The sequence below is a fragment of the Chitinophaga sancti genome, from assembly GCF_034087045.1.
In the GTDB taxonomy this organism is placed as follows: Bacteria; Bacteroidota; Bacteroidia; order Chitinophagales; family Chitinophagaceae; genus Chitinophaga; species Chitinophaga sancti_B.
The window spans coordinates 6733845-6755010 of sequence record NZ_CP139247.1 but is presented as its reverse complement, the minus strand read 5'-3'; the positions used below and the strand labels follow the sequence as shown (position 1 = coordinate 6755010).

General features: G+C 42.1%; 19 protein-coding genes and 1 tRNA gene. 9 read left to right on the top strand and 11 right to left on the bottom strand.

Going from position 1 to position 21166, the window contains the following annotated elements; genetic code table 11:
- Window positions 1-451: 451 nt before the first annotated feature.
- The 4 genes from SIO70_RS27090 to SIO70_RS27075 form a co-directional block, all read right to left on the bottom strand.
- A complete protein-coding gene (locus tag SIO70_RS27090) occupies window positions 452-3580 on the bottom strand; it encodes an efflux RND transporter permease subunit (RefSeq protein WP_320576101.1) in 3129 nt (1042 codons plus the stop codon).
- A gap of 33 nt (window positions 3581-3613) precedes the next feature.
- A complete protein-coding gene (locus SIO70_RS27085) occupies window positions 3614-4669 on the bottom strand; it encodes an efflux RND transporter periplasmic adaptor subunit (protein WP_320576099.1) in 1056 nt (351 codons plus the stop codon).
- Between the two features lie 18 nt (window positions 4670-4687).
- Window positions 4688-6028: a TolC family protein gene (locus SIO70_RS27080; RefSeq protein WP_320576098.1), complete on the bottom strand. Its 1341-nt coding sequence runs from the start codon at window positions 6026-6028 to the stop codon at window positions 4688-4690.
- Between the two features lie 85 nt (window positions 6029-6113).
- Complete coding sequence (locus tag SIO70_RS27075) at window positions 6114-6725, bottom strand: TetR/AcrR family transcriptional regulator (RefSeq protein ID WP_320576096.1); 612 nt, start codon at window positions 6723-6725, stop codon at window positions 6114-6116.
- Between the two features lie 463 nt (window positions 6726-7188).
- On the opposite strand from SIO70_RS27075, the gene SIO70_RS27070 reads away from it, so the two are divergent.
- The gene (locus SIO70_RS27070) at window positions 7189-7452 is read left to right on the top strand and encodes a hypothetical protein (RefSeq protein ID WP_320576094.1); all 264 of its coding nucleotides are present in this window, start codon (window positions 7189-7191) and stop codon (window positions 7450-7452) included.
- A 36-nt stretch (window positions 7453-7488) separates the two neighbouring features.
- On the opposite strand, the gene SIO70_RS27065 is transcribed toward SIO70_RS27070, so the two are convergent.
- The 3 genes from SIO70_RS27065 to SIO70_RS27055 all read right to left on the bottom strand — a co-directional run bounded on the left by SIO70_RS27065 (window position 7489) and on the right by SIO70_RS27055 (window position 9314).
- Complete coding sequence (locus SIO70_RS27065) at window positions 7489-8289, bottom strand: site-specific integrase (RefSeq protein ID WP_320582074.1); 801 nt, start codon at window positions 8287-8289, stop codon at window positions 7489-7491.
- Window positions 8290-8458: 169 nt separating this feature from the next.
- The gene (locus SIO70_RS27060) at window positions 8459-9019 is read right to left on the bottom strand and encodes an Arm DNA-binding domain-containing protein (RefSeq protein WP_320576093.1); all 561 of its coding nucleotides are present in this window, start codon (window positions 9017-9019) and stop codon (window positions 8459-8461) included.
- Between the two features lie 221 nt (window positions 9020-9240).
- Window positions 9241-9314 (bottom strand) — tRNA-Arg (locus tag SIO70_RS27055).
- Between the two features lie 105 nt (window positions 9315-9419).
- On the opposite strand from SIO70_RS27055, the gene ung reads away from it, so the two are divergent.
- Entirely contained in the window at window positions 9420-10091 is a 672-nt protein-coding gene (gene ung, locus SIO70_RS27050; protein ID WP_320582073.1) for a uracil-DNA glycosylase, read from the top strand.
- 73 nt (window positions 10092-10164) lie between these two features.
- Here ung and SIO70_RS27045 read toward each other — a convergent pair whose 3' ends face one another.
- Entirely contained in the window at window positions 10165-11985 is a 1821-nt protein-coding gene (locus SIO70_RS27045) for a glycoside hydrolase family 2 protein (RefSeq protein ID WP_320576092.1), read from the bottom strand.
- 184 nt (window positions 11986-12169) lie between these two features.
- Here SIO70_RS27045 and SIO70_RS27040 point away from each other — a divergent pair, with 184 nt between their 5' ends.
- The 6 genes from SIO70_RS27040 (at window position 12170) to SIO70_RS27015 (ending at window position 17018) form a co-directional block, all read left to right on the top strand.
- Window positions 12170-13051 carry an AraC family transcriptional regulator gene (locus tag SIO70_RS27040; RefSeq protein WP_320576091.1) on the top strand — a complete coding sequence of 294 codons (882 nt, stop codon included), beginning with the start codon at window positions 12170-12172 and terminating at the stop codon, window positions 13049-13051.
- A 61-nt stretch (window positions 13052-13112) separates the two neighbouring features.
- Window positions 13113-13838, top strand: coding sequence for an SDR family oxidoreductase (locus SIO70_RS27035; protein WP_320576090.1), 726 nt, complete (start codon window positions 13113-13115; stop codon window positions 13836-13838).
- A 475-nt stretch (window positions 13839-14313) separates the two neighbouring features.
- Window positions 14314-15360 (top strand): beta-ketoacyl-ACP synthase III, encoded by a 1047-nt coding sequence (locus SIO70_RS27030; protein WP_320576089.1) that lies wholly within the window; start codon window positions 14314-14316, stop codon window positions 15358-15360.
- 191 nt (window positions 15361-15551) lie between these two features.
- The gene (locus SIO70_RS27025) at window positions 15552-15917 is read left to right on the top strand and encodes a hypothetical protein (protein ID WP_320576088.1); all 366 of its coding nucleotides are present in this window, start codon (window positions 15552-15554) and stop codon (window positions 15915-15917) included.
- A 14-nt stretch (window positions 15918-15931) separates the two neighbouring features.
- The gene (locus tag SIO70_RS27020) at window positions 15932-16252 is read left to right on the top strand and encodes a DUF3817 domain-containing protein (protein WP_320576086.1); all 321 of its coding nucleotides are present in this window, start codon (window positions 15932-15934) and stop codon (window positions 16250-16252) included.
- 172 nt (window positions 16253-16424) lie between these two features.
- The gene (locus SIO70_RS27015) at window positions 16425-17018 is read left to right on the top strand and encodes a TetR/AcrR family transcriptional regulator (RefSeq protein ID WP_320576084.1); all 594 of its coding nucleotides are present in this window, start codon (window positions 16425-16427) and stop codon (window positions 17016-17018) included.
- A 26-nt stretch (window positions 17019-17044) separates the two neighbouring features.
- Here the strand turns inward: SIO70_RS27015 and SIO70_RS27010 are convergent, their stop codons facing one another.
- Both SIO70_RS27010 and SIO70_RS27005 read right to left on the bottom strand, forming a co-directional pair.
- Window positions 17045-18997 carry a glycoside hydrolase family 97 protein gene (locus tag SIO70_RS27010; RefSeq protein ID WP_320576082.1) on the bottom strand — a complete coding sequence of 651 codons (1953 nt, stop codon included), beginning with the start codon at window positions 18995-18997 and terminating at the stop codon, window positions 17045-17047.
- Between the two features lie 25 nt (window positions 18998-19022).
- On the bottom strand, window positions 19023-19460 hold the full coding sequence (locus SIO70_RS27005; RefSeq protein WP_320576080.1) for a DUF1349 domain-containing protein: 438 nt from the start codon (window positions 19458-19460) through the stop codon (window positions 19023-19025).
- A 68-nt stretch (window positions 19461-19528) separates the two neighbouring features.
- Here SIO70_RS27005 and SIO70_RS27000 point away from each other — a divergent pair, with 68 nt between their 5' ends.
- The gene (locus tag SIO70_RS27000) at window positions 19529-20320 is read left to right on the top strand and encodes an HAD family hydrolase (protein WP_320576077.1); all 792 of its coding nucleotides are present in this window, start codon (window positions 19529-19531) and stop codon (window positions 20318-20320) included.
- Between the two features lie 31 nt (window positions 20321-20351).
- Here SIO70_RS27000 and SIO70_RS26995 read toward each other — a convergent pair whose 3' ends face one another.
- Window positions 20352-21158 (bottom strand): AraC family transcriptional regulator, encoded by an 807-nt coding sequence (locus SIO70_RS26995; protein WP_320576076.1) that lies wholly within the window; start codon window positions 21156-21158, stop codon window positions 20352-20354.
- Window positions 21159-21166 lie beyond the last annotated feature (8 nt).

Here is a 21166-nt window from a genome sequence, read left to right as displayed (position 1 = left end):
GACAAAAGTATTTAAAGGGAGTATGTCAAAGTATAATAATCTTAGTGCTTCTTCAATCAGAACCATATCTTTCTGGACAATACATTGGTCAAACACTGCCATTAACATGCTTTCAGACATTTCTTTTCCATCAAAATAGAGTTGTACAAACTGATCCCTGGTTATTTCTCCTTTATTTAATGCTGCGAGCAGCGCCTATTTATTTATCATGTACTAAAAATTGGAATTACCTGAATATCTTCATTAAAAATAGTTAATGCCTCGCCTCTACCCATACCAATATTAAGAATATTCCGCTTTTCAATTTTTAAAATTCATTTGTATCCATCCATATATGGGCAACTTCGGGGAAATTTCTTATAAAAGGCACAGGTATAGGAATATACCCGTGGTCTACTTAAACCTACAACTGTAAAACACTGCGCTTGGGCGCATCTTTTACATTATTTTATTAGTGTGCCGCAATGGGCTTGTTATCTTCTTTTGGAGGGAAATGTTGTTTCCATTTATCACTTACTCTGTCAATACAGTAATACACGATGGGTACGACAAATACTGTGAGACATAGACTGGTGGTTAGACCTCCGATAATTACCCATGCCAGGCTGTTTTTCCATTCGCTGCCAGGGGCTTTGCTGGTGGCGATGGGGATCATACCGATGACCATGGCCAGTGTGGTCATGAGGATGGGGCGAAGCCGGGTTTTTCCTGCTTCTATTAGTGCTGTCCATGTCGAGTCTCCATGTTCTTTACGATGGTTGGCAAAATCCACGATTAAGATTGCGTTTTTGGATACCAGCCCTAATAGCATGATCATACCGAGGATAGTGAAGATACTCATCGAAGATTTTGTGAGTGCCAGTGCGAGGAATACGCCTAAGAAAGCGACAGGGATTGCGAATAGTACGACCAGCGGGTAGATAAAGTTGTTGTAAAGAGCCACCATTACAAGGTACATGAGGATGAGAGCAGCTATAATTGCAGCACCCAGTGCACCGAATGAATCGCTTTGTCGTTCAGCATCTCCGATCCATTTTAGTTCTACTCCCCTGGGTATTGGGTTTGTTATGAGTGATTCATTGATTTTATCTGTCAGATCGCCTGATCTGATGCCGAGAATATTACTTTTTATGGTGACAGAGCTACGTCTGTCACGTCTTTCCAGGACGCTTGGTCCGCTGCCTTGTCCTACTTTGGCGAATTGGGAAAGCCTGATTGTTTTTCCCTCGTCATTGATGAAGGAGATGTTTTGAACATCAGCTGCGTTGTGTCTGTCAAACTTGTCGAATTGGATGCGGATATCATATTCGTTATTGCCGTAGCGGTATTTGGCATCGGTGTTGCCTGCGTAGGCATTTTGAAGGGTGGCACCTACAGTGTAAATATTCAGGCCCAGCTGGCCCATTTTTTCACGATTGATGTTTACCTGTACTTCCGGGTTGCCTTCTTCTACGCTTAAGGTCGTGTTGATAGCACCAGGCATTGCAGCAATGCGTAGTTTCAGCTCATTGGCAGTCCTGATGAGTAGGGGATAGTCTTCTCCACTTAAAAGGATCTGAATGGGATCGCCCATATTCGCCATGCTCACGAGGCTGGGGCTGACCTTAACTCCCGGGAAATGACGGGCGATGTCCTGGCTTTTTTGTAACATCAGTTTTTCGGTGGAAGCAGTACGAAGGCTTTTGTCTATAAGAGTGACGGTTAGTTCTGTTTTATAGTCAGATCCAACTCCTGCTACTATGGAGGAGGTGCTGCTACCTGCCACATTACTGAATACTGTTGTTACATCTGGTTGTTTACGAAGGTAATTTTCAATTGCCAGGCTTTTCAGATTGTTTTGAAGTACGGTGGTGCTTTTATCATACTCCATGGCGAGGCGGAACTGGCCTTTATCGCTTTGGGCAATAAACTCACTACCGATAATGCCCATTTTCATGATGCCTGCTATAGCCAGGAACATACCCATGATTATAGCCAGCATGGCCATTTTGTGTTTTAGGGCCCATTTTAAGGAACGGGTATACCAGGTGGTAAGTGCTTCAATTATGTTTTCGAACCAAATCAGAGGTTTGTGGAGCATCTTTTTGTCGTCAAGGATGGTGATCTTACCAAAACGGGAAGCCAGCCATGGTGTAAGTGTGTAACAGACGAATAAACTCATCAGGGTTGATACCACAATTGTTATTGAATATTGACGTAAGAGGGAGCCGATGGTGTTTTGTATGAGACATAATGGACCGAATACAACCACATCTACGGTCGTGATGGCGAGGGCAGAGAATCCGATTTCATTACGGCCATCCAGGGCAGCTGTTCGTTTATTCTTACCCATATGCAGGTGACGATGTATGTTTTCCAGGACGACGATACTGTCATCTACGAGGATACCGATTACCAGTGAGAGGGCGAGTAAGGTCATCAGGTTGAGGGAGAAGCCAAAGAGGTACATGGCGATGAAGGTGGAGATCAGGGAGGTAGGGATAGCTACCAGTACGATCAATGAGTCACGCATGCTATGCAGGAAAAACAGCATGATGATGGATACGAGTAAGACTGCGATTTCAAGGTCTTCCATTACACCATCAGCAGATTCGAGGGTATAATCGGCGGTATCGTCGGCTATAATGAATTTCACATGATCGTTTGCATAGCGATTTTCGATTATACTGATCTTTTGTTTTACTTGTTTGCTGATTTCAACGGCGTTGGCATCATTTTGTTTTTTTATGAGCAGACCGATGGCGTTGAGTCCGTTGTAGCGGAAAATGGAAGAAGGATCTTTTGTCACGTCTGCTACTGTGGCGATGTCACTTAGTTTGACAGGACTACCTGCGGCAGGTAAGGATACGGTCAGGTCATTTAGTTGGGCGACAGAGGTGAACTTACCTGTGAGGCGGACTGTCATTTGGCCGGTAGACTCTGATTTTACTTTACCGGAAGGCAATTCTACATTGGCGTTGTTAATGGCAGTGGTGACATTTAAGATGGAGAGGCCGTAGTAATCCAGTTTATCCTTTTTTACATTGACCTGGATTTCTCTTTCCTGTTCCCCGATGAGGGTGATTTCTCCCACTCCTTTGATTTGTTGCAGCTGTGGATTGAGGTCGTTTTTAACGACATCATAGAAGTCTGCATTACTTAAACTCGAGGTGACAGCCAGTTGCATGATAGGTTGATCGCTAGGTGTCACTTTAGAGATGCTGGGTTGTTTCACATCATCAGGGAGGTCGCTCATGATGTTGTTGATTTTGCGTTGTACATCCTGTTGTTTACTATCAATGTCAACACCTGTATTGAACTCTGCCGTGATGATGGAGTTACTTTCAAGGGATTGTGAAGAGACGGATTTTATATCGTCTACGCCACTGAGCACATCTTCGATTTTTTTGGTGACGGTTTGTTCGACGTTGACGGGAGAAGCGCCAGGATATTGCGTCATTATGTTGAGTGTTGGCTGACTCATGTCTGGTAACAGCTCATAGCTTAATTTGGTATAGCAAAAAATGCCCCCAAGGATCAGCACTGTAAATATTACTATGATGAGCGAGGGCCTTTTGATGGCAATCTCGGTTAAGGTCATGGTGTAACTTTATTTTCTGGAATGAGTGATTATTTAATTGGATGTATTGACGTTGGAGCCATCGTGCAGGTTGACAAGGCCACTGGCCACAATTACTTCACCTGATTTCAGCCCATTTGTTACCTGGACGCGGACTTCATTGCCTGGGCCGATGGTGATAGTGCGTAGGTTGGCGACGCCATTTTTTATCACGTATACCTGGGGATTGGTGGAGCTACCTGTCAGAGCAGAGCGGGGCACGGTGAGTGCGTCATTAGACAGGGAGTTATCCAGTGTGATGGTGCCATACATGCCTGCTTTTAATTCGGCATTGGGGTTAGGGATCAGTAATTCAACTGTGAAGTTGTGGGAGGCGTCGGCCTTAGACGCGACCATATTTACTTTTCCGGGGAAGAGTTTTCCGGGGTACACATCGGTACTTATATTCACGGATTGTCCGGTTTTAAAGGCAGTGATGTTTTTTTCAGGCACGGAGACCTGCAGTTTTAAATAGCTGATATCGGATAGTGTAGCCATTTGATAACCGGGAGAAACGATGGCGCCGAGGTCGAAGTTTCGGGAGGTGACGATACCACTGAAAGGGGACAGAATAGTGTATTGGGCGATTTGTTCTTTCAGTTGGCGGATCTGGGCCTCGGTGGTTTGTATGTCGGTTTTGGCATTGTCCATCTGTAGTTGTGTGACACCTGAAGCAGCATGTTGGTAGCGGCTTAAGGTGCTGACCGCTTTGCTATAATTTGCCTGGGCGGAAAGGAGTTGTGCTTCCAGCACGCCTTTGTCTAATTGGGCGATAAGGTGGCCGGTGTGGATGGCTTCACCTTCCTGCACGCCGACCTGGATTACTTTGCCGGAGGCTTCTGCGCCGATAATCACTTCACGATTAGGTATAAACGATCCGGTAAATGGAATGTTCTGTTCGAACTTTGTAGGTCTGATTGTATCAGCCTGTACCTGAACGGCAGTATTTACGGCAGGGTGGTATATTTTCTCATCCAGTTCTTTTTTGTTGTTAGAGAGTTTTAGATAGATAACGACGATGAATGTACCTATCATTACGACTGTGAGAATGGTTTTTGTGCGTTTGTTCATTATGGCGAGTGTTTTTGTTTAGAATGACTGTGGTAATAAGGTGCCCTGTGCTTTTTTCAGGCTGATCTGGGCCTGTTTGATATTGATCTGGGCGGAGATGAAATTGTTTTGTGCGGTTTGCAGATCGGTGGTGGCGTTGATGACATCACTCACTTTTGCGATACCGCTTAAGTACTGGAGGTTGATATCTGCCAATACTTTTTGTGCAAGTACCAGGTTACGTTGTTGGTTTTGATAAGTGAGCATATTGCTTTTAAGATCAGCCATGGCATCGGCTACTTCCTTTTGGTTTTGTTGTAAAGTTTGGGCGGCCTGGACATCAAGTTTGCTGATTTCAATCTTTTTTTGTTTTGCCTGGTATTTGATATTGAACCCGTCAAAGAGGGTTAATTTCATTTTGATTCCTATTGTAGAGGTGGGGTACCATTTATCATTAATATTATTCAATGGGTTGGCATTGCTGTAATAGCCGTATACGCCATAGTTGGCAAAGAAGGAGATGGTAGGCTGGTAGCCGGATTTAATGTTTTTAAATTCCAGTTCAGCGGTTTGTTTGTTCTGCAGGATTTGCAGGTAGTTTGTTTTCTGAGCGAGGTTGTAGTTGTCAGTAGACAACGAGGGGGATTCGTTTTCAGGGATTGGATTGACCAGGATGTTTTCATTCAGGGGCAAGTTCATAAGTACTTTCAGGAGGTTGTAATATTTTTCTTTGTTGTTGTGAAGGCGTTCGAGGTCGGCTTCGCTATTGTCGTGTGTAACCTGGAGGCGGTCCACATCTGTCTGGGTGGCGAGGCCGGCCTGAAACTGAGCAATGGTGCTGTCCAGCAGGGACTGGGTGTTATGCAGGTTCTGGCTGGTCATTTCTTCCTGTTTCAGTAAGGACTGGATATTATAATAAGTAGCGGCAACATTGTAGACAAGGTCTTCTTTGCTGCTTTTGATTTGTAGTTTATTGCCCTGGAGCAGCACTTTGGCTGCTTTGAGGGCGATAATGGCAGAGGGGTTGTAGATGTTCTGGTTAAGTTCTGCGGTCGCAGATTTGGTTTGTGGGACACCTAGTTTTACAGCGCTGAAGGTGCCTGAGGTGCCGCCGAATGTTTCAGAGGGGATGACAGATGCTTGTACCTGGGGGGAATATTGATAAGCACCGTTTATGCCAATGGTGGGTAACAGAGCGCTATAAGCTTGTTTTATGGATGCGGAAGTTTTGTCAAGGTCCAATACATCAGATTTTACCTGAAGGCTTTGTTTCAGGGCGATGTCGGTGCATTCTTCCAGCGATAGGTGGCGTTGTGCCGATAGACAGAGCGAACAACAAACCAACCAGATGGTGAGGTGAATTTTAATCAATTGTTCCATTTTACTTGATTGTTCGGTTTTTTAGTTTAAATGAATTATTAGAATTTTATGTTCGACTTTGCTGTCGAATTATAGGCAAAAAAAATCAGGGTTTGAAAGCAGTGGTTAAAAAATTCATTACGTAATCCTTACGTTGCTCCAATAATTGAAGGTAATTTTCGTTGGATATGTTCATAATTGTTTTTATCATGGCCATGCCGGCGAAGGGGAACAAGCAAACGGAGAGCAGGGTAATGAAGATCTGCATGGGATCTCCGGTCATTTCTCCTTTTTCCACGGCTTCTTCGATGTATGGGAGAAAATATTCTTTCAGGTTTACGGGCATGGTGGAAAGGAAGATTTCTTTGATCATGTCTGGATTGACATTGAATTCGTTGAGAACAAAGAGGTCAATTTCAGGATTTCTGATGGCGGAGTCAATATAGTGTTCAGCGAATAGTTTCATTCGTTCGACTACTGGCATAGTTGTTCTGATGTTTTCTGGTAACCTGGAAGAGATTTCTGCGAAGAATTCAGACCATACGATGGCGTATAGTTTTTCCTTGCTACGGTAGTAGTAATGAACAGCTGTGCGGCCGATGCCGGCTTCTTCGGCTATTTCCTGAAGCTTGGTGCCTTCCAGTCCTTTTCGCACGAATACACGTTTTGCAGCTTCTTTGATTTGCAATTCGATATTGGTGGATGGATCGTGTGACATTTATTGACTTATTTGTTCGACACAAATGTCGAATTTTAAATTTATGTTTGGGAAGGTTGAATGAATTGTGACATTAATATGACAAAATCAGGAATGTTGAGAAGTTGAAATTATCAAAGTATAGGTTTGATGCACTATTATTGCCCGGTATTTTTTTATTGAGGGAATATTTTCGTAATCATTGTTTTTTGGGCGGAGATTTCATTCTTCCAGTATTAAGAAATCTTAATCTGTTCTTCCTGTTAATCTTATTTCCACAGCCCAACTTTGCAGGGCTAAGAATAATTTAGTCAACAATTCATGTATCAGAGATTCGGGAGTAGGTGCATTATTAGTCGGCACTCCGGACGATTTTATCAAACTTATCCTGGCAGATAAAAAAGAGCAACAATTCATCCTGGATGCGATTGTATATGAAGGACCTGCTCATAAGCAGGTTTATAGTGCACTTCTGTTGAAAAATATGTACAAGCTGGTACAGGAGGTGGAGGTAAAGACCAGGCAAAAATTTTCGACTCAGGCAAGGCAAATTTTGACTCCTGAGAAGGATGAAATAGAGGTGCCTATTCCTTTCGTTGCTGAAGGGGTTAAAAAGAAGGATTCCGAAGCAGTGGAAAAGATCATATCGCATTCACCTGTTCATGAAATAGCAGTGTTTAATGCGCTACTACAGGCATTTTCCTGGATGATCAGCACATTAGAAGAGATGCCCCCTTCAAATAAATAACGAGAAATGCCCTGTCTGCAGACAGGGCATTTCTCGTTATTTAACGGCGATATGAGCAACTTTTAGCGTGTTGTTTATTTCAATTACAGGTGTGGTATTTTTCAGTTCTCCATCATCATTAAATAATTTTTCCTTCACGTTTTTCATACTTTCACTGATGGCCTCTTCATCAACATCTACATACAATTCAGTTGTTTTAATGGATTGATGCCCCAACATCTTGCTGACAGTTTTTAATGGAACTCCCTTCTTGTAGGTCATCTCAGTGGCGAAGAAGCGCCTTGCATCATGGGTTGTCAACTCTAAATATTGAAAATTTAATTCTTTGGCTATTTCTTTTAACCCTTCATTGTATGCCTGATTTGTCGGAACTGGGAAAAGCCTGTTTCTTCTAAGAGCCACAGGATGGTTTTTATACTTTTGGATCAGTTTTATTGCTCCGGGAAGTAATGGTACTTTTTCCGGGAAACCAGTTTTCTGACGATCAATATATATCCATAATTCTCCATCATCCTGTAGGTTCACATGGTGAGGGGCGCTATCATATACCTCCTGGTAAGCAAAACCTGTATAGCAGCTAAATTCATACAAATCACGGAGAAGTTCATAGAAACTGTTTTTAAACTGATGATTTACAAGGGTATGAAACTCGCTCGCTTTGGGATGGGGTTTCTTTTTTCTTTTAAAGGTGCATTTGAATATCGCAAATATGTTATGACTCATCCAGCCTTTTGCAACAACTCTATCTATAATCTCTTTTATGCTTTGCGCATATTTACCGGCGGAAACATCTTTCAATTCATATTGTTTTATCAAATAGCCATAAAAATCTTCAATGAACTTATATTCAAGCGTATTAAGTAGCAGATCTGTTTTTTTTAACGGTATTGAATAAATTCTATATAACGTTTTTTCCTGCCTATTAACTTTTCAAGGCTATTTGGAGATCGCTCATCTACAAAAACCAGCTCCAGAAAATCTAACAGATATTCATTTACTGCCAGCATTAATGTCTTTTGGTGGCTTTTTTGTCGAAGATGTCGTTTCCTTGTTTGACTACCTTCGTTAATTCCTTTTTGAGGATTGATTCCTCTTCATCAAGGAGTATTTTTCTTTCAGGGGGCGGGGTCTGGTCAAACTCATATGCCTTTTTCCTTTTGTCGGAAAATTTGAGATATTTAAGGATCAGCGTATCCAGGGCATCACTAAAGGCAAGGTTTTGGGTTTTTTCGTCCCTGATCTTTGCACCGTTTATGGGAGTTTTGTAAGATTCGATCACTAAAACAGTAGTAGCAAACCCGTCTTTTGCCTGGAGGAGGTCAAAATGGCGCTCGAGGTCGGTTTTTATCTGGCCGAGAGTTTTATTGGTTTGTTTGTAGGATTTGTCTGTAGGTAAGACTTGCTTTTTTTCACCATCCCAGTCTTCATCCAGTACTTTACAGCCAGATGAAAAATAATCGTCTAAGCCGTCAATAGTGATACGGACATATATAGGTATTTTACCATCTTTCGATCTTTTACTTCTAACTAAATAGAAAAGAATGGACAGTTTTTGCTTAAAATTCATGAATTTGGATCTAATCCGGTTAAAAATTGCTCTTTAAAAAGATACAAAACGCACCATTTTAAATTCGGTGTCCATATGAAGATAGGACACCGAATAGGACACCGAAAGGGATACCATTTATCTTGATATAGAATAATATGTTTTGATCTGTAAAATTCGCTGAAACGCGCTGTGGACTTACTTATATGCATAAAAAAAGCACGATTTGCATCGTGCTTTAGTGAACCGGATTGGATTCGAACCAATGACCTGCTGCTTAGAAGGCAGCTGCTCTATCCAGCTGAGCTACCGATCCGTTTTCCAAATTTCCCGTATATTTACCGTTTCATTTGGGAGTGCAAATCTAGTGAAAATTCCCTTTATAAAACAAATTTTTGCCATTCAAAATTTTAAAAAATTTATGGACGTTAAAATTGAAGCAAGTTGGAAAGAAGTTTTAAAAGATGAATTCCAGAAATCTTACTTTGAACAAATCGCCCTCCATCTCAAGCAGGAGAAGGCTTTGAACCGCACCATTTACCCTCCTGGCAACCTTATTTTCAATGCTTTCGACAAGACTCCCTTCGATAAAGTTAAAGTTGTTTTATTAGGACAAGACCCTTATCACGGTCCCGGACAAGCACATGGTTTATGTTTTTCTGTACAGGATGGCGTTAAACCTCCACCTTCCCTTGTGAATATTTTTAAGGAGCTGCATGCTGACCTTGGCCTGCCTATTCCACAAGGAGGGAACCTCACCAAATGGGCAGAGCATGGCGTATTGCTCCTGAATGCATTTCTCACTGTCCGCGCCAATGAACCCGCTTCTCACTCAAAAGTCGGCTGGGAAAACTTTACGGATGCGGTAATCAGAAAAGTGTCAGAAAATAAAAAAGATGTGGTATTTATTCTTTGGGGACGGTTTGCTCAGGACAAACAGGTACTGATAGATGCTACCAAGCACCATATTCTGAAAGCGGCGCATCCATCGCCTTTCAGTGCTGATAAAGGATTCTTTGGTTGCAGGCACTTTTCTAAGACAAATGAAATGCTGGCAAAAGCGGGTATTGAACCTGTGGATTGGAGTTTATAACGATATGCAACTATAATGGGTACTCGTAACATCCTGTGTTACGAGTACCCATTATAGTTGCATAACCATTCTATTATTTTCCTGTTTTTAATTCATTACCCGCTCTAATCACCGCTTCATTCACCTCCTTTATCCTCTTAACATCCATTTTCTCCACCTCCCTGTCATAAGTCAACATCCCATTCACCTCATGCTCCACATCCGTTGTCTGCGTATATATCGCTACACTCAATCCTTTATACCTCATCAATTGCTCCACCTGGTCCATCAAAAGTATATAACTATCCGTTAATCGCTCCTTAGTCGGTTCATAAGCATATGCATTATTCTCCACCGGCCACATATGCCCCCGTACAAACAAGCCAACACCTCCAAACTCACCCAACGAAGCTGCCCGCTTATCATCCGGTACAGAAGCCCCATATGGCCCCACGTAAATATGTGTATCTACAAAATCTCCATTGCCCGGATCGCCTGCTGCCTCCTGGTACCCAGGGTTATTATTAAAACCTGAATTACCATTTACCAACCTTGAAGGATCCAGCTTCTTCACCCAATCAGTCATTTCTTTTACATCAAATGCTCCCCAGTTTTCATTGAACGGTACCCAGGTAATAATAGAAGGGGAGTTGTAAAGATCATCCATCATATCTACTAATTCCTTCCGGAAAACGCTTCTATTCCTGGCCGTATCTTCATGCTGATACCAGATTGCCGGCATATCCTGCCAAACTAATAAACCGAGCTTGTCTGCCCAATAGTAAAATCGCTTAGGCTCAGTCTTCATATGTTTCCTGATTAAATTGAAACCAGCTTTTTTTGTAAACGAGATATCAGATCTTAACGCTTCTTCTGTAGGTGCTGTCAAAATACCATCCGGCCAATAACCCTGATCCAGTAAGCCAACCTGCATCACAAATTTATTATTGAGCAATGGTCTTATCACTCCATTTACTTTACCCAGTTTTATATCACGCATACCAAAATAACTGCTCACTTCATCTGTGATATTTCCTTTATTGTCTGTCAGGGTTATTTTCAGATCATATAAAAACGGATCATCGGGCGACCATAATATAGATTCTTTTATTGGTACATATAGTAGCGTACCGGAGCGCCCTGAACTTTCAGACACCACGTCAGTACCATTCAATGCAACAGCCTTTACATGTGCCGGATCTGCATCCACAAATACCTGGAGCCTGTTGTTGACAAGGTCAGGTAATAGCCGGATACTTTTAATATAATGCTCGCTGACTGGTTCCAGCCATACACTTTGCCAGATACCTGATGTAAAGGTATAATCGCCCCGTGGACCGTTTTTACCGGAAGGTGTTCTGCCATCGTTAGGGTCATGTGCCGCAACGACAATCGTGTTGGTACCAGCTTTTAGATATTTTGTAATGTTGAAATGAAAGGAACTATAACCACCAGCATGCACCCCGGCTTTTTCTCCATTGACAAATAAGGTCGCGTCATGATCCACTGCATCAAAGTTGAGTATGATTTGCTTCCCTTTCCATGAAGCAGGAATTTCAAAAGTGCGGCGGTACCACATATTAATCTCCTGATTCCGCTCGATGCCTGACAGCACAGATTCCGGACAGTAAGGCACCAATATCTTTTCCGCTTTATCACTAAAAGCAATCGGTTTAACAGGGTTCAATGCACTCGCCACCTGTTTACCTCCTATATAATCCCATTTCCCATTCAAACACATCCATTCCTTTCGCCCTAACTGTGGACGTGGGTATTCAGGAAAAGGCACCGCTGCTGCCATCGCAGCTTTCGTCCATTGGGTGGGTAGTTTGGCGGTTTGGGCTAAAGACTTTTTTAAGAATAGTCCGTGGAATAATAGGATGCCCAGGTAAAGCAGGCAGTAGTTTGTTTTCATAATAAACAAAATACAAATAAAAATAACCGTATTATAGAGTTCACCTATTTTATTTTAGGGGAATCTTACCCAAAACAAACAGGTGTTTCTTACAAGAGGCGATGCTGCGATATTCCAGCAAGAGGCCATGTCAGGTGGAAAACTCAATCAGCTATTTGTATCTTTGTAGTAAACTATCTCATATATGGAAGATACGAGGGGCATGTTGGACAAAATCAGGCATCACGATAAATTGGCTATCGCGTTGAATGAAAACTGTGCTATCCAACTACCGGAGGATGTGATGGCGATTTTGGTAAAACCTCACAGGCTCTCCTTTTACTATTTTCAATATATAGTGAAGGGGTCCGCCACATTTGTGGCTGACCTGCAACAATTTACCGTTGGGGATGGTGGACTGGTCTACGGTTTGCCTAATCAGGTTTTTACCAAATTGCCTTATGATAAAAATATGCATCAATATGCGCTGTCTTTTGATGAAAGCACGCTGATGCTGTTGCCAGGTTCTTATCCGTTCCTTGTCAATCCTTATAACGCCAATACTATCTCTTTTGACGAGACTGCTCAGCAACGGGTAAAGAATCTTCTTGCCGGGCTATTTCAGCTTTTGCACGCGCCCGGCAAACAGAAAAAGTCTGAAGTGATCCTCGCACATTTGCATGCAGTACTGACTGAGTTTAATACCGCCTATTTTGAGCGGTATGAACGTAAGGAGGTGAATACAGGATCCAAACTATCAAAGTACATCGCCTTTAAATTGGCTGTAGAAACGAACCTTTCTGAGCAGCATGATGTGCAGGGTATTGCGGACAGACTCGCATTAACTTCAAGCACCTTATATGGTATTGTAAAGGAATTTGCAGGCGTTTCACCAAAAGAGTGGATCACAAACCGGCTTATGCTGGAAGCCCAGCGGAAATTACAATATTCAAAGTTATCAGTGAAGGAACTGGCTTATGAGCTGGGCTTTACTGACCCCCGTTATTTCTCCCGTGTTTTCAAAAAAAGTACAGGCAAGAGTGTAAGCGCCTATCTGTCCGAATTACAGGATTTGTCCCACAATTAAAATGATTTGTCCCCATCGGCTGTTTTTCTGCCTGCTACCTTCGTTGCATAAATCAGAAGGTATGAAATCAGCATTAATAACAGGCGCTAACAAAGGTATTGGCTTTGAAGTAGCAAAAATACTTGCGCAAAAAGGTGTCTTTGTTTATTTGGGTAGCCGTGATCCTGAAAACGGCCAGGCGGCAGTTGAAAAACTGAATGCCGAAGGTTTGACTAATATTTCAGCAATACAATTGGATGTGACCAGCCAGGCATCTGTGGATGCAGCAAGAAAAGCAATCAGTGCTTTAGATGTCCTGGTCAACAATGCAGGCATTTCTGGTGTATTAGCGCAATCGGCATTGGAGACGGCTGCAGAGCAGTATCAGAAAGTATATGATACCAATGTATTTGGTGTAGTAAGGGTGACACAGGCTTTCATTGATTTATTAAAAATCTCCCCAGAGCCTCGTATTGTAAATGTAAGCACGGCTATGGCTTCGCTTTCTGCGGCAGCGGATATTTACAATAGCAATTATCCTAAGCGATATGTAGTATATCAGTCTTCCAAGTCAGCGTTGAATATGTACACGGTGAGCCTGGCGTATGAGTTGCGGAATACCGCGTTTAAAGTAAATGCTGTTTGTCCTGGGTATACGCAAACTGATTTTACGGGGCATCAGGGTACCAGTACACCTGAAGAAGCAGGACAAAGGATTGCTAAATATGCGTTAATAGGGCATGAGGGTCCGACAGGGCAATTTTTCAGTGAGGAATATTATCCGGCACCGGCTAATTGTCCATGGTAATTAGAATAGGAGGGTATGTTATAATAAATGAAACTCCTGAGAATCGTATAAAATGGAATCTGACTCAATTAGGTATCTGAATTAAAAGATGGTGTATCTAACTTTGATACACCATCTTTTAATTCAAGCCAGGTTGTTTAGTTGCCATTCCTGGGGGTGATATGGTGTAGTTATCCATTTGTAAAAGCCAGTTTTATACGAAAGCGAAAATCATAAGGGAACGCTACTTTATGCAGGTCCTGCAAAATGGCAATCCGGGCGATGGCTTTTGCCATATTGGGTAGATAAACCTTACTTGTTAACCATGTATCGCAATATTTCGATATTTAACGGTTTTGGATGATATATTATATATATAAATACTTAAAATCAATGAGTTTGCCATATCCCAACTAAATTTGGCGAAAAAAAAAGTTCAACTGCTCTTACTTTGAGTTACCTTTGCATCCCAATTTTCTGTGATAGATTTAATGTAATGAGAAAGGAGATCAGAGCTACCATCAGCGCACTAGGAGGCTATGTACCCTCGAATATTTTGACAAATGAGTTTTTATCGACAATCGTAGATACTTCCGACGAATGGATCAAACAGCGCACAGGTATTAAAGAAAGACGTATTGCAATCGCAGAAGATGAAGCTACTTCAGATCTGGCAGCATCTGCCATCAGAAACTTACTGGATACCTACCAGGTAAAACCAGAAGAGATTGAGGCAGTCATTCTGGCCACTGCTACTCCGGACCATCTATTGTCGCCAGCCAGTAGCCTTGTATGTAAAAAGAGCGGACTTAGCAATGCTTTCGGTTTTGACCTGAATGGGGCCTGCAGTGGTTTCCTGTTTGGTCTGACTATGGGGGCCAGTTTGATCGAAAGTGGCAGGTACCGGAAAGTCATTGTGGTTGGGGCAGATAAAATGAGCTCTATTGTTGATTATAAGGACAGAAACAGCTGTATTCTCTTTGGAGATGGTGCAGGAGCAGTTTTGCTCGAACCTACTACTGAAGACTACGGGGTAATGGATAGTGTACTGAGAACTGATGGCGCAGGAAATGACGCGCTGCTGGTACCAGCTGGTGGTTCAAGACTGCCTGCTACGAATGAAACTATAGAGAACAGAGCGCACTATATCAAACAACATGGGGCACTGGTATTTAAGAATGCGGTAGAATCCATGGCTACAGCCTCTGGTGAAGCCCTGGATCTTAATGACCTGGATGCAAACGAAATTGACTGGGTCATTCCACACCAGGCAAATATGAGAATCATCCAGGCTGTGAGCGACAGACTCAATATCCCACTTGAAAAAGTAAAGATCAATATAGAAAGATACGGGAATACAACTTCGGCAACAGTACCATTAGTATTGTGGGATTTTGCAGAAGATTTTGAACCAGGTCAGAATTTGCTGATCACTACATTTGGGGCAGGATTTTCATGGGGAGCTACCTGTTTGAGGTGGGGGCAGTTAATCGCCAAAAGGGAACAATTTGAATATGCGTTACCCGAAAGCGTAACAATATAAGATCTGATATTACAATATTGCAGGCAGCGGAAACGCTGCCTTTTTTATTTAATTTTACAAAAACATACTAAGTAGTATGTTTTTGTATTACTTTTGCATTCTCCAAGTGATTAACTATGTATCTGACGATTTTAATATTACATTCTATTAACCGTTACTTTGTACTTATCAGTCTTATTTATTGTATAATAATGGCCTGGAACGGCGTGCGGGAAAACAAGGTTTTTTCCTCTACTGACAATACTTTCAGACATTTGACTGCGACCATTGCGCACATACAGTTAATGCTCGGTCTTTACCTCTATATGATTAGTCCTGTTATAAGATATAATGGGTTTGAAGGTTATACATACTTTCGTTATATACACATTGCGCTGATGGTAATTGCTATTATCATAATCACAATAGGCTCCGCCAAAGCAAAGCGGATGGAAACAGATAAATTGAAATTCAGGACGATACTGCTATGGTTTTCACTGGCGCTATTGATCATATTGATCGCCATACCATGGCCTTTTTCACCATTGGCTCACCGGCCTTATTTCAGATCATTTTAATCTTATTTAGTGTTATGTTACAACTTTTCAAAACGCCCATCGGACGCCTGAGGATCATTGGATTTTTCGAAGGCATTTCCCTGCTGATTTTCGTGTTTATTGCTGTGCCATTAAAGTATTGGGGTGGGCAGCCTGCCATGGTAAAGACAATGGGCCCTATTCATGGTTTGCTTTTTACCTTATTCGTCGTTACTACACTCAGCGTAGGTGTGACGTATAAATGGAAGTTCTCCAGGGTTTCGTGGAAGGTGTTAGTTGCCTGTATTATACCATTCGGAACTTTTTATGTTGATAAATACATACTTGCGCCACAAGCCAATAATGAAAACAGGTAAGTAGTTATCTGTCTCAAAGTATTTGCCTTTACCAAATGGAATTTTGATCTGGAGGATTGTGATAATGTACTACGTATAGAAATTAAATCCGAAATTGTAGGATCAATCATTCAACTCCTGAAAGAGAACGGTTTTGAATGTGGGGAACTGAACGATTAAAATAAACATCCAGATGAAAAAGGCGGAGGCAACAAGGATTAATATTTTACAGAAAGCATTTGAGTTAATTTATGTGAAAGGGTATAAGGCAACCAGTGTTGATGATATTATAGCAACTACCCAGGTAACAAAAGGCGCCTTTTATTACCATTTCAAAAATAAAGACGAAATGGGAGTGGCAATTATCAATGAACTGATGAAACCTGCGCTAACGAGTAGTTTTATAGCACCTTTGGAAAAAGAAGGATCAGCACTGGATGCTATCTATAACCTGATGTATCATTTGCTGATGAAGGATGAGTTTATGAAAGTAGAGTATGGTTGTCCTGTGGCTAACCTGGCTAGTGAAATGTGCCCCTGGAATGAGGATTTTAACAATGTATTGAATGAAGTGACAGAACAATGGACAAAGTTGATGATCGCTACTGTTGAGAGAGGAAAGAAAAGCGGGACGATACGGAAGGATGTGAATGCAAAACAGGTGACGATGTTTGTAATGTCTGGTTATTGGGGGGTGCGTAACTTTGGGAAGCTGGCAAATAGCAGGAGTCCGTATACGCTATATCTTAAGCAGCTCAAATACTACCTGGACACATTGAAGGCATAAAAAAACGGGGCCTAAAGCCCCGCTTTTTAGTTAAACAGTACAGCGCCACCGGCTTTTTTCAAGGTAAGCGTGATCGTTGAACCTATTTTTTGTTTTTGTAGTGTGGAGGATTGCCCCTCCCCATCTTTAATGATAGATACTTCTTTATTTGCCAGCATAGGCAGTGCGATTGTCAATGTCTTCTCTTCCGGTTCTCCGTTCACTGCGGCTACATACCATTTGGTTCCCTTGCGTCTTGCTATTACACAGTATTTACCCGGATATCCATCGATCAGGCGGGTTTCATCCCAGGTGGTGGGTATATTCCGGATAAAATCCAGCAGGTATTCCGGCTCTCCTGTCATATTATCGGGTGTTAAACCCCAGTGTTGCACGGATGAAAAGAACAATACGGCAGTTGCCATTTCAAATGCATCTGTAGTACGTCTGAAAGAGCCTTTTTGCTGGGTACGGCTTAAGCGTTTATTGAGGAATACCGGTCCAAAATCCATTGGCGCCACTGCATTGCGTGTGAATGGATAAATGGTAGCGGTTTGCGGATAGTTATCACAGAATGATTGCTGGAAGACGAGGTTTTCTGATGCCAGTACGGCTTCGCTGGTTACATAGTTCGGGTACATCCTTTCCCAGCCCCTTGGCAGGGTGGCGCCATGGAAGTTAATGACCAGACCGAAGTCAGCCGCATCCACTAAAATATCGTGGTACAATTGCATTGTTGCCTGTTTGTCTCCACCAAAGAAATCAACTTTTAATCCTTTAATACCTATTTTTTGTAACCATGCCATTTCTTCTCTGCGCACGTCTCTTTCATTCATGCGGTTCCTGGGCGTAAGCGGAGCATCATTCCATGATCCATTACTATTGTACCATAGTATCAACCCAACTCCTTTTGAGGCTGCGTAACGTGCTAATTCTTCCATTTTCTCCTTACCAATCTGTGTATCCCAGAATGCATCGATCAATACATATTCTGCTTTCAGTTGAACTGCCATATTGATATAAGTCACCTGGTCATTGTAATTGGCACTGCTATCCTGCCATACAATCCAGCTCCAGGCAGCACGTCCGGGAGTAAATATTTTTTTAGAACTGATCACCGGTTTTACGACATCAGTGGCTACTGTAGATTCAACAAGTGGTTTAAGGTCATTACCTACGGTAATGGTTTTCCAGGAAGTCTGTAAAGGTAGGGGCGCACTGGCGCTTACCGGGCCCTGTCCGTTGTTTTCACCGCTTTGGGGAAAAGCGATTGTATACAGACCGTCAGCTGTACCATCACTCAGGTGTGTACCTACATAATTGCCCGCTACGCCTGTTTCGGAAACCAATGCCCATTGCCGGCCGGCTACATGGAACAATGCAGGGAAGGTATATCCTGCTTTATATTGTGAGGCCGTGCCTATAGGCTCATCGAGGGTATAAGTTTCCTCGTAGGAGGGTTTTGTTCTCATCCAGCCGCTCATCGGCAATGCCTGTGGTGTGATAAATGTAGTCGTTGCAGCAGGGAAGTCAAAACCGGTTACTTCTTTTTCTACCGTACAGGCAAGGGCGCCTTTGCCGTTCTGAGGAATACGGTAGGAAAAGGCCAGGTCCCGGTTACTCACACGGAACAGCACCTCTATTGTATCTTTGCCGGCATTGGTAAAAGAACAACGCAGTTCATTCGCCTTGTAATCTACCTTGCTTACTTTTGATCTGTCAAGTGTGTAGTGTTCCTGCACGGGTTGCTTTTTGTTACCAGCCCATTGTAGTTGTTGGGAGAAATCCCCGATACTGCTCACCAGTCCTAATTGCGATGGTTCCAATACCTGTTTGCCGGCATAGGAAACGCTATAATAGATTTTTCCTTCCCGAAGCTGAACATTGACCAGTAGTTGGTTGTCCGGACTTTTAACAAGAACATCGTTTTTCTGAGAAAAGGCGTCAGTACCGGCAAAGGCGGTAGCTATGAGGCATAGTAGCAAAGTACGTTTTATCATATCATGGAAATTATTGACCTGTAATTTAGTTCCCCATTCTAAAATCACTTACACTTTTCTGATCGGGCCTGATGTCTTCAAAATTGCTTGTGGTGCTTTTATCCATTGGACATTGTGCGCTACTCCCCTCCCATATCGTTTGAGAGTAATCGTTTTTATACAATCGTACCATCAGCCAGTTTTGGTTATCCAGGGAGTAATAACTGGCCACCGTTTTGGTATCAGATAATATTTTCATGTAAACGAAACCCTGTTCCACAATGTCATTTTTATTATCGTCGGAAGTACCTTTTGTTCTTACAGTGACCAAACGGTGCTTTCCACGTTCGTACACTTCAAAGCATTGTTTTTGATAGAGACTATCATTGACGTAAATATACAAAACACCGGCATTATAAGTACCAGTTTGGATAAAATTAGGTGTGATTTTGACAGTTAATGTAAAAAAGTTTGGTATTATCAACCTGTGAAAGCATTAGAGTGACGGTAATGTTAAAACTGATTTCCAAATATAGATAGTAACTTTGCAGCATGATTAAGTTAGTAGTTACAGATCTGGATGGTACTTTGTTGAATGACCAGTATGAAGTACCTAAACGCTTTTGGGATATAGCCAACCGCCTGTTTAAGAAAGGAATCAAGCTCGGCATTGCCACTGGTAGACCACATTTCAGTATTACTGAAAATTTTCCTCCTTTGATGGCGCATGTGTATGCCGTATCAGACAATGGTAGTTTTATCATGCATGATAAAAGGGAAATTATGTCAAAACCATTGCCGCATTCTGAATTAGCTGCATTAGTGAATACATCGAGTGGTATTGCCAATACCTATCCTGTACTTTGCGGAAAGGATTATTGGTTCCTGGAAAGCGAGGATAAAGTATTGCTGGAAAAAGTACTGATCTACCAGAAGAATATAAAAATTGTGGAAGACCTGACAAAGGTGGAAGAGCCAATATTAAAAATGTCTGTACTCGATTTAAAAGGTGCTGATCAAAACAGCTATCCTCACTACGTACAATTTGCAGACCGGTTGAAAGTGGCATTGGGTGGATCTCTATGGGTCGATGTGACACGTATGGATGCCAATAAGGGAGAAGCTGTGCAGATGCTGCAGCAGGTGAATGGTATCACTCCTGATGAAACGCTGGTGTTTGGTGACTTTATGAATGATTATGAAATGATGAAGGCAGCCAAATATAGTTATGCAATGAAGAATGCATATCCAAAGATCCTCGAAGTGGCCAATTTTGTAACAGAGAAGGATAATAATGAGGAAGGGGTATTGGATGTGATAGAGGCATTGTGTCTCAATGATTAGTACTTCTTCATACTACGAAAAGTACAGTATTTCATATTTCGGAGGGTGATTTGCCAAACATCTTCTTGAAGGTGCGGGAGAAATGAGAAAGGCTTTCAAACCCTAAATCGAGATAGATGGCGGATGGCTTTTTATGCTTTTTCTCTATGAGATAGCGTGCTTCTGTGAGTCGTTTTTCAAGAAGCCATTGCCGGGGAGGTGCATCAAATGCTTTGTTGAAATCACGCTTAAATGCCGCCAGACTTCTTCCTGTCAACTGTGCAAATTTTTCTATGGGTACATTAATATGATAATTGCTAAGCATGTATTTTTTGAGATCGATCTTATGATGTACCGAAAAATCAAATAGCAAATTACGTAGTGAAGGGAGGGTATGCAATAACAATTGCACACCCTCTCTTACTTTTATCAAGCCCATGGCGTTGTTGATCTTTTCATCCTGATGACGCACGTATGGTATCACGGATTGAAAATACCCCCGCATAAAATCATTTGAAGGAATCAGCATATTTACCGGACCAGTGTATTTTTCAGTGATTTCTATTTGTTCTTCCAATGCTATTTTTCTCATTAGCTCTTCCTGCAGGATGATGACGATTGTTTCATAGCTGCCTTCCGCGGAAGGGGTTTTCCTGAGTTGTGCCAATTGGTTCTTACCAACCAGCAATATATCGCCTTTTTGAAGGGTCATTTTCTGGCTGGATGTTTCGAATGTCAATTGTCCGTTTACCATCAGGATAAGTTTATTATGTCCCAGGAATGCTGCTACTTCCTTTCGTGAAGCTGTCAGGTGAGAGTAAAAGATTACACCAGGAATTATTTCGATCGGGTTCAGCATGGCATGAA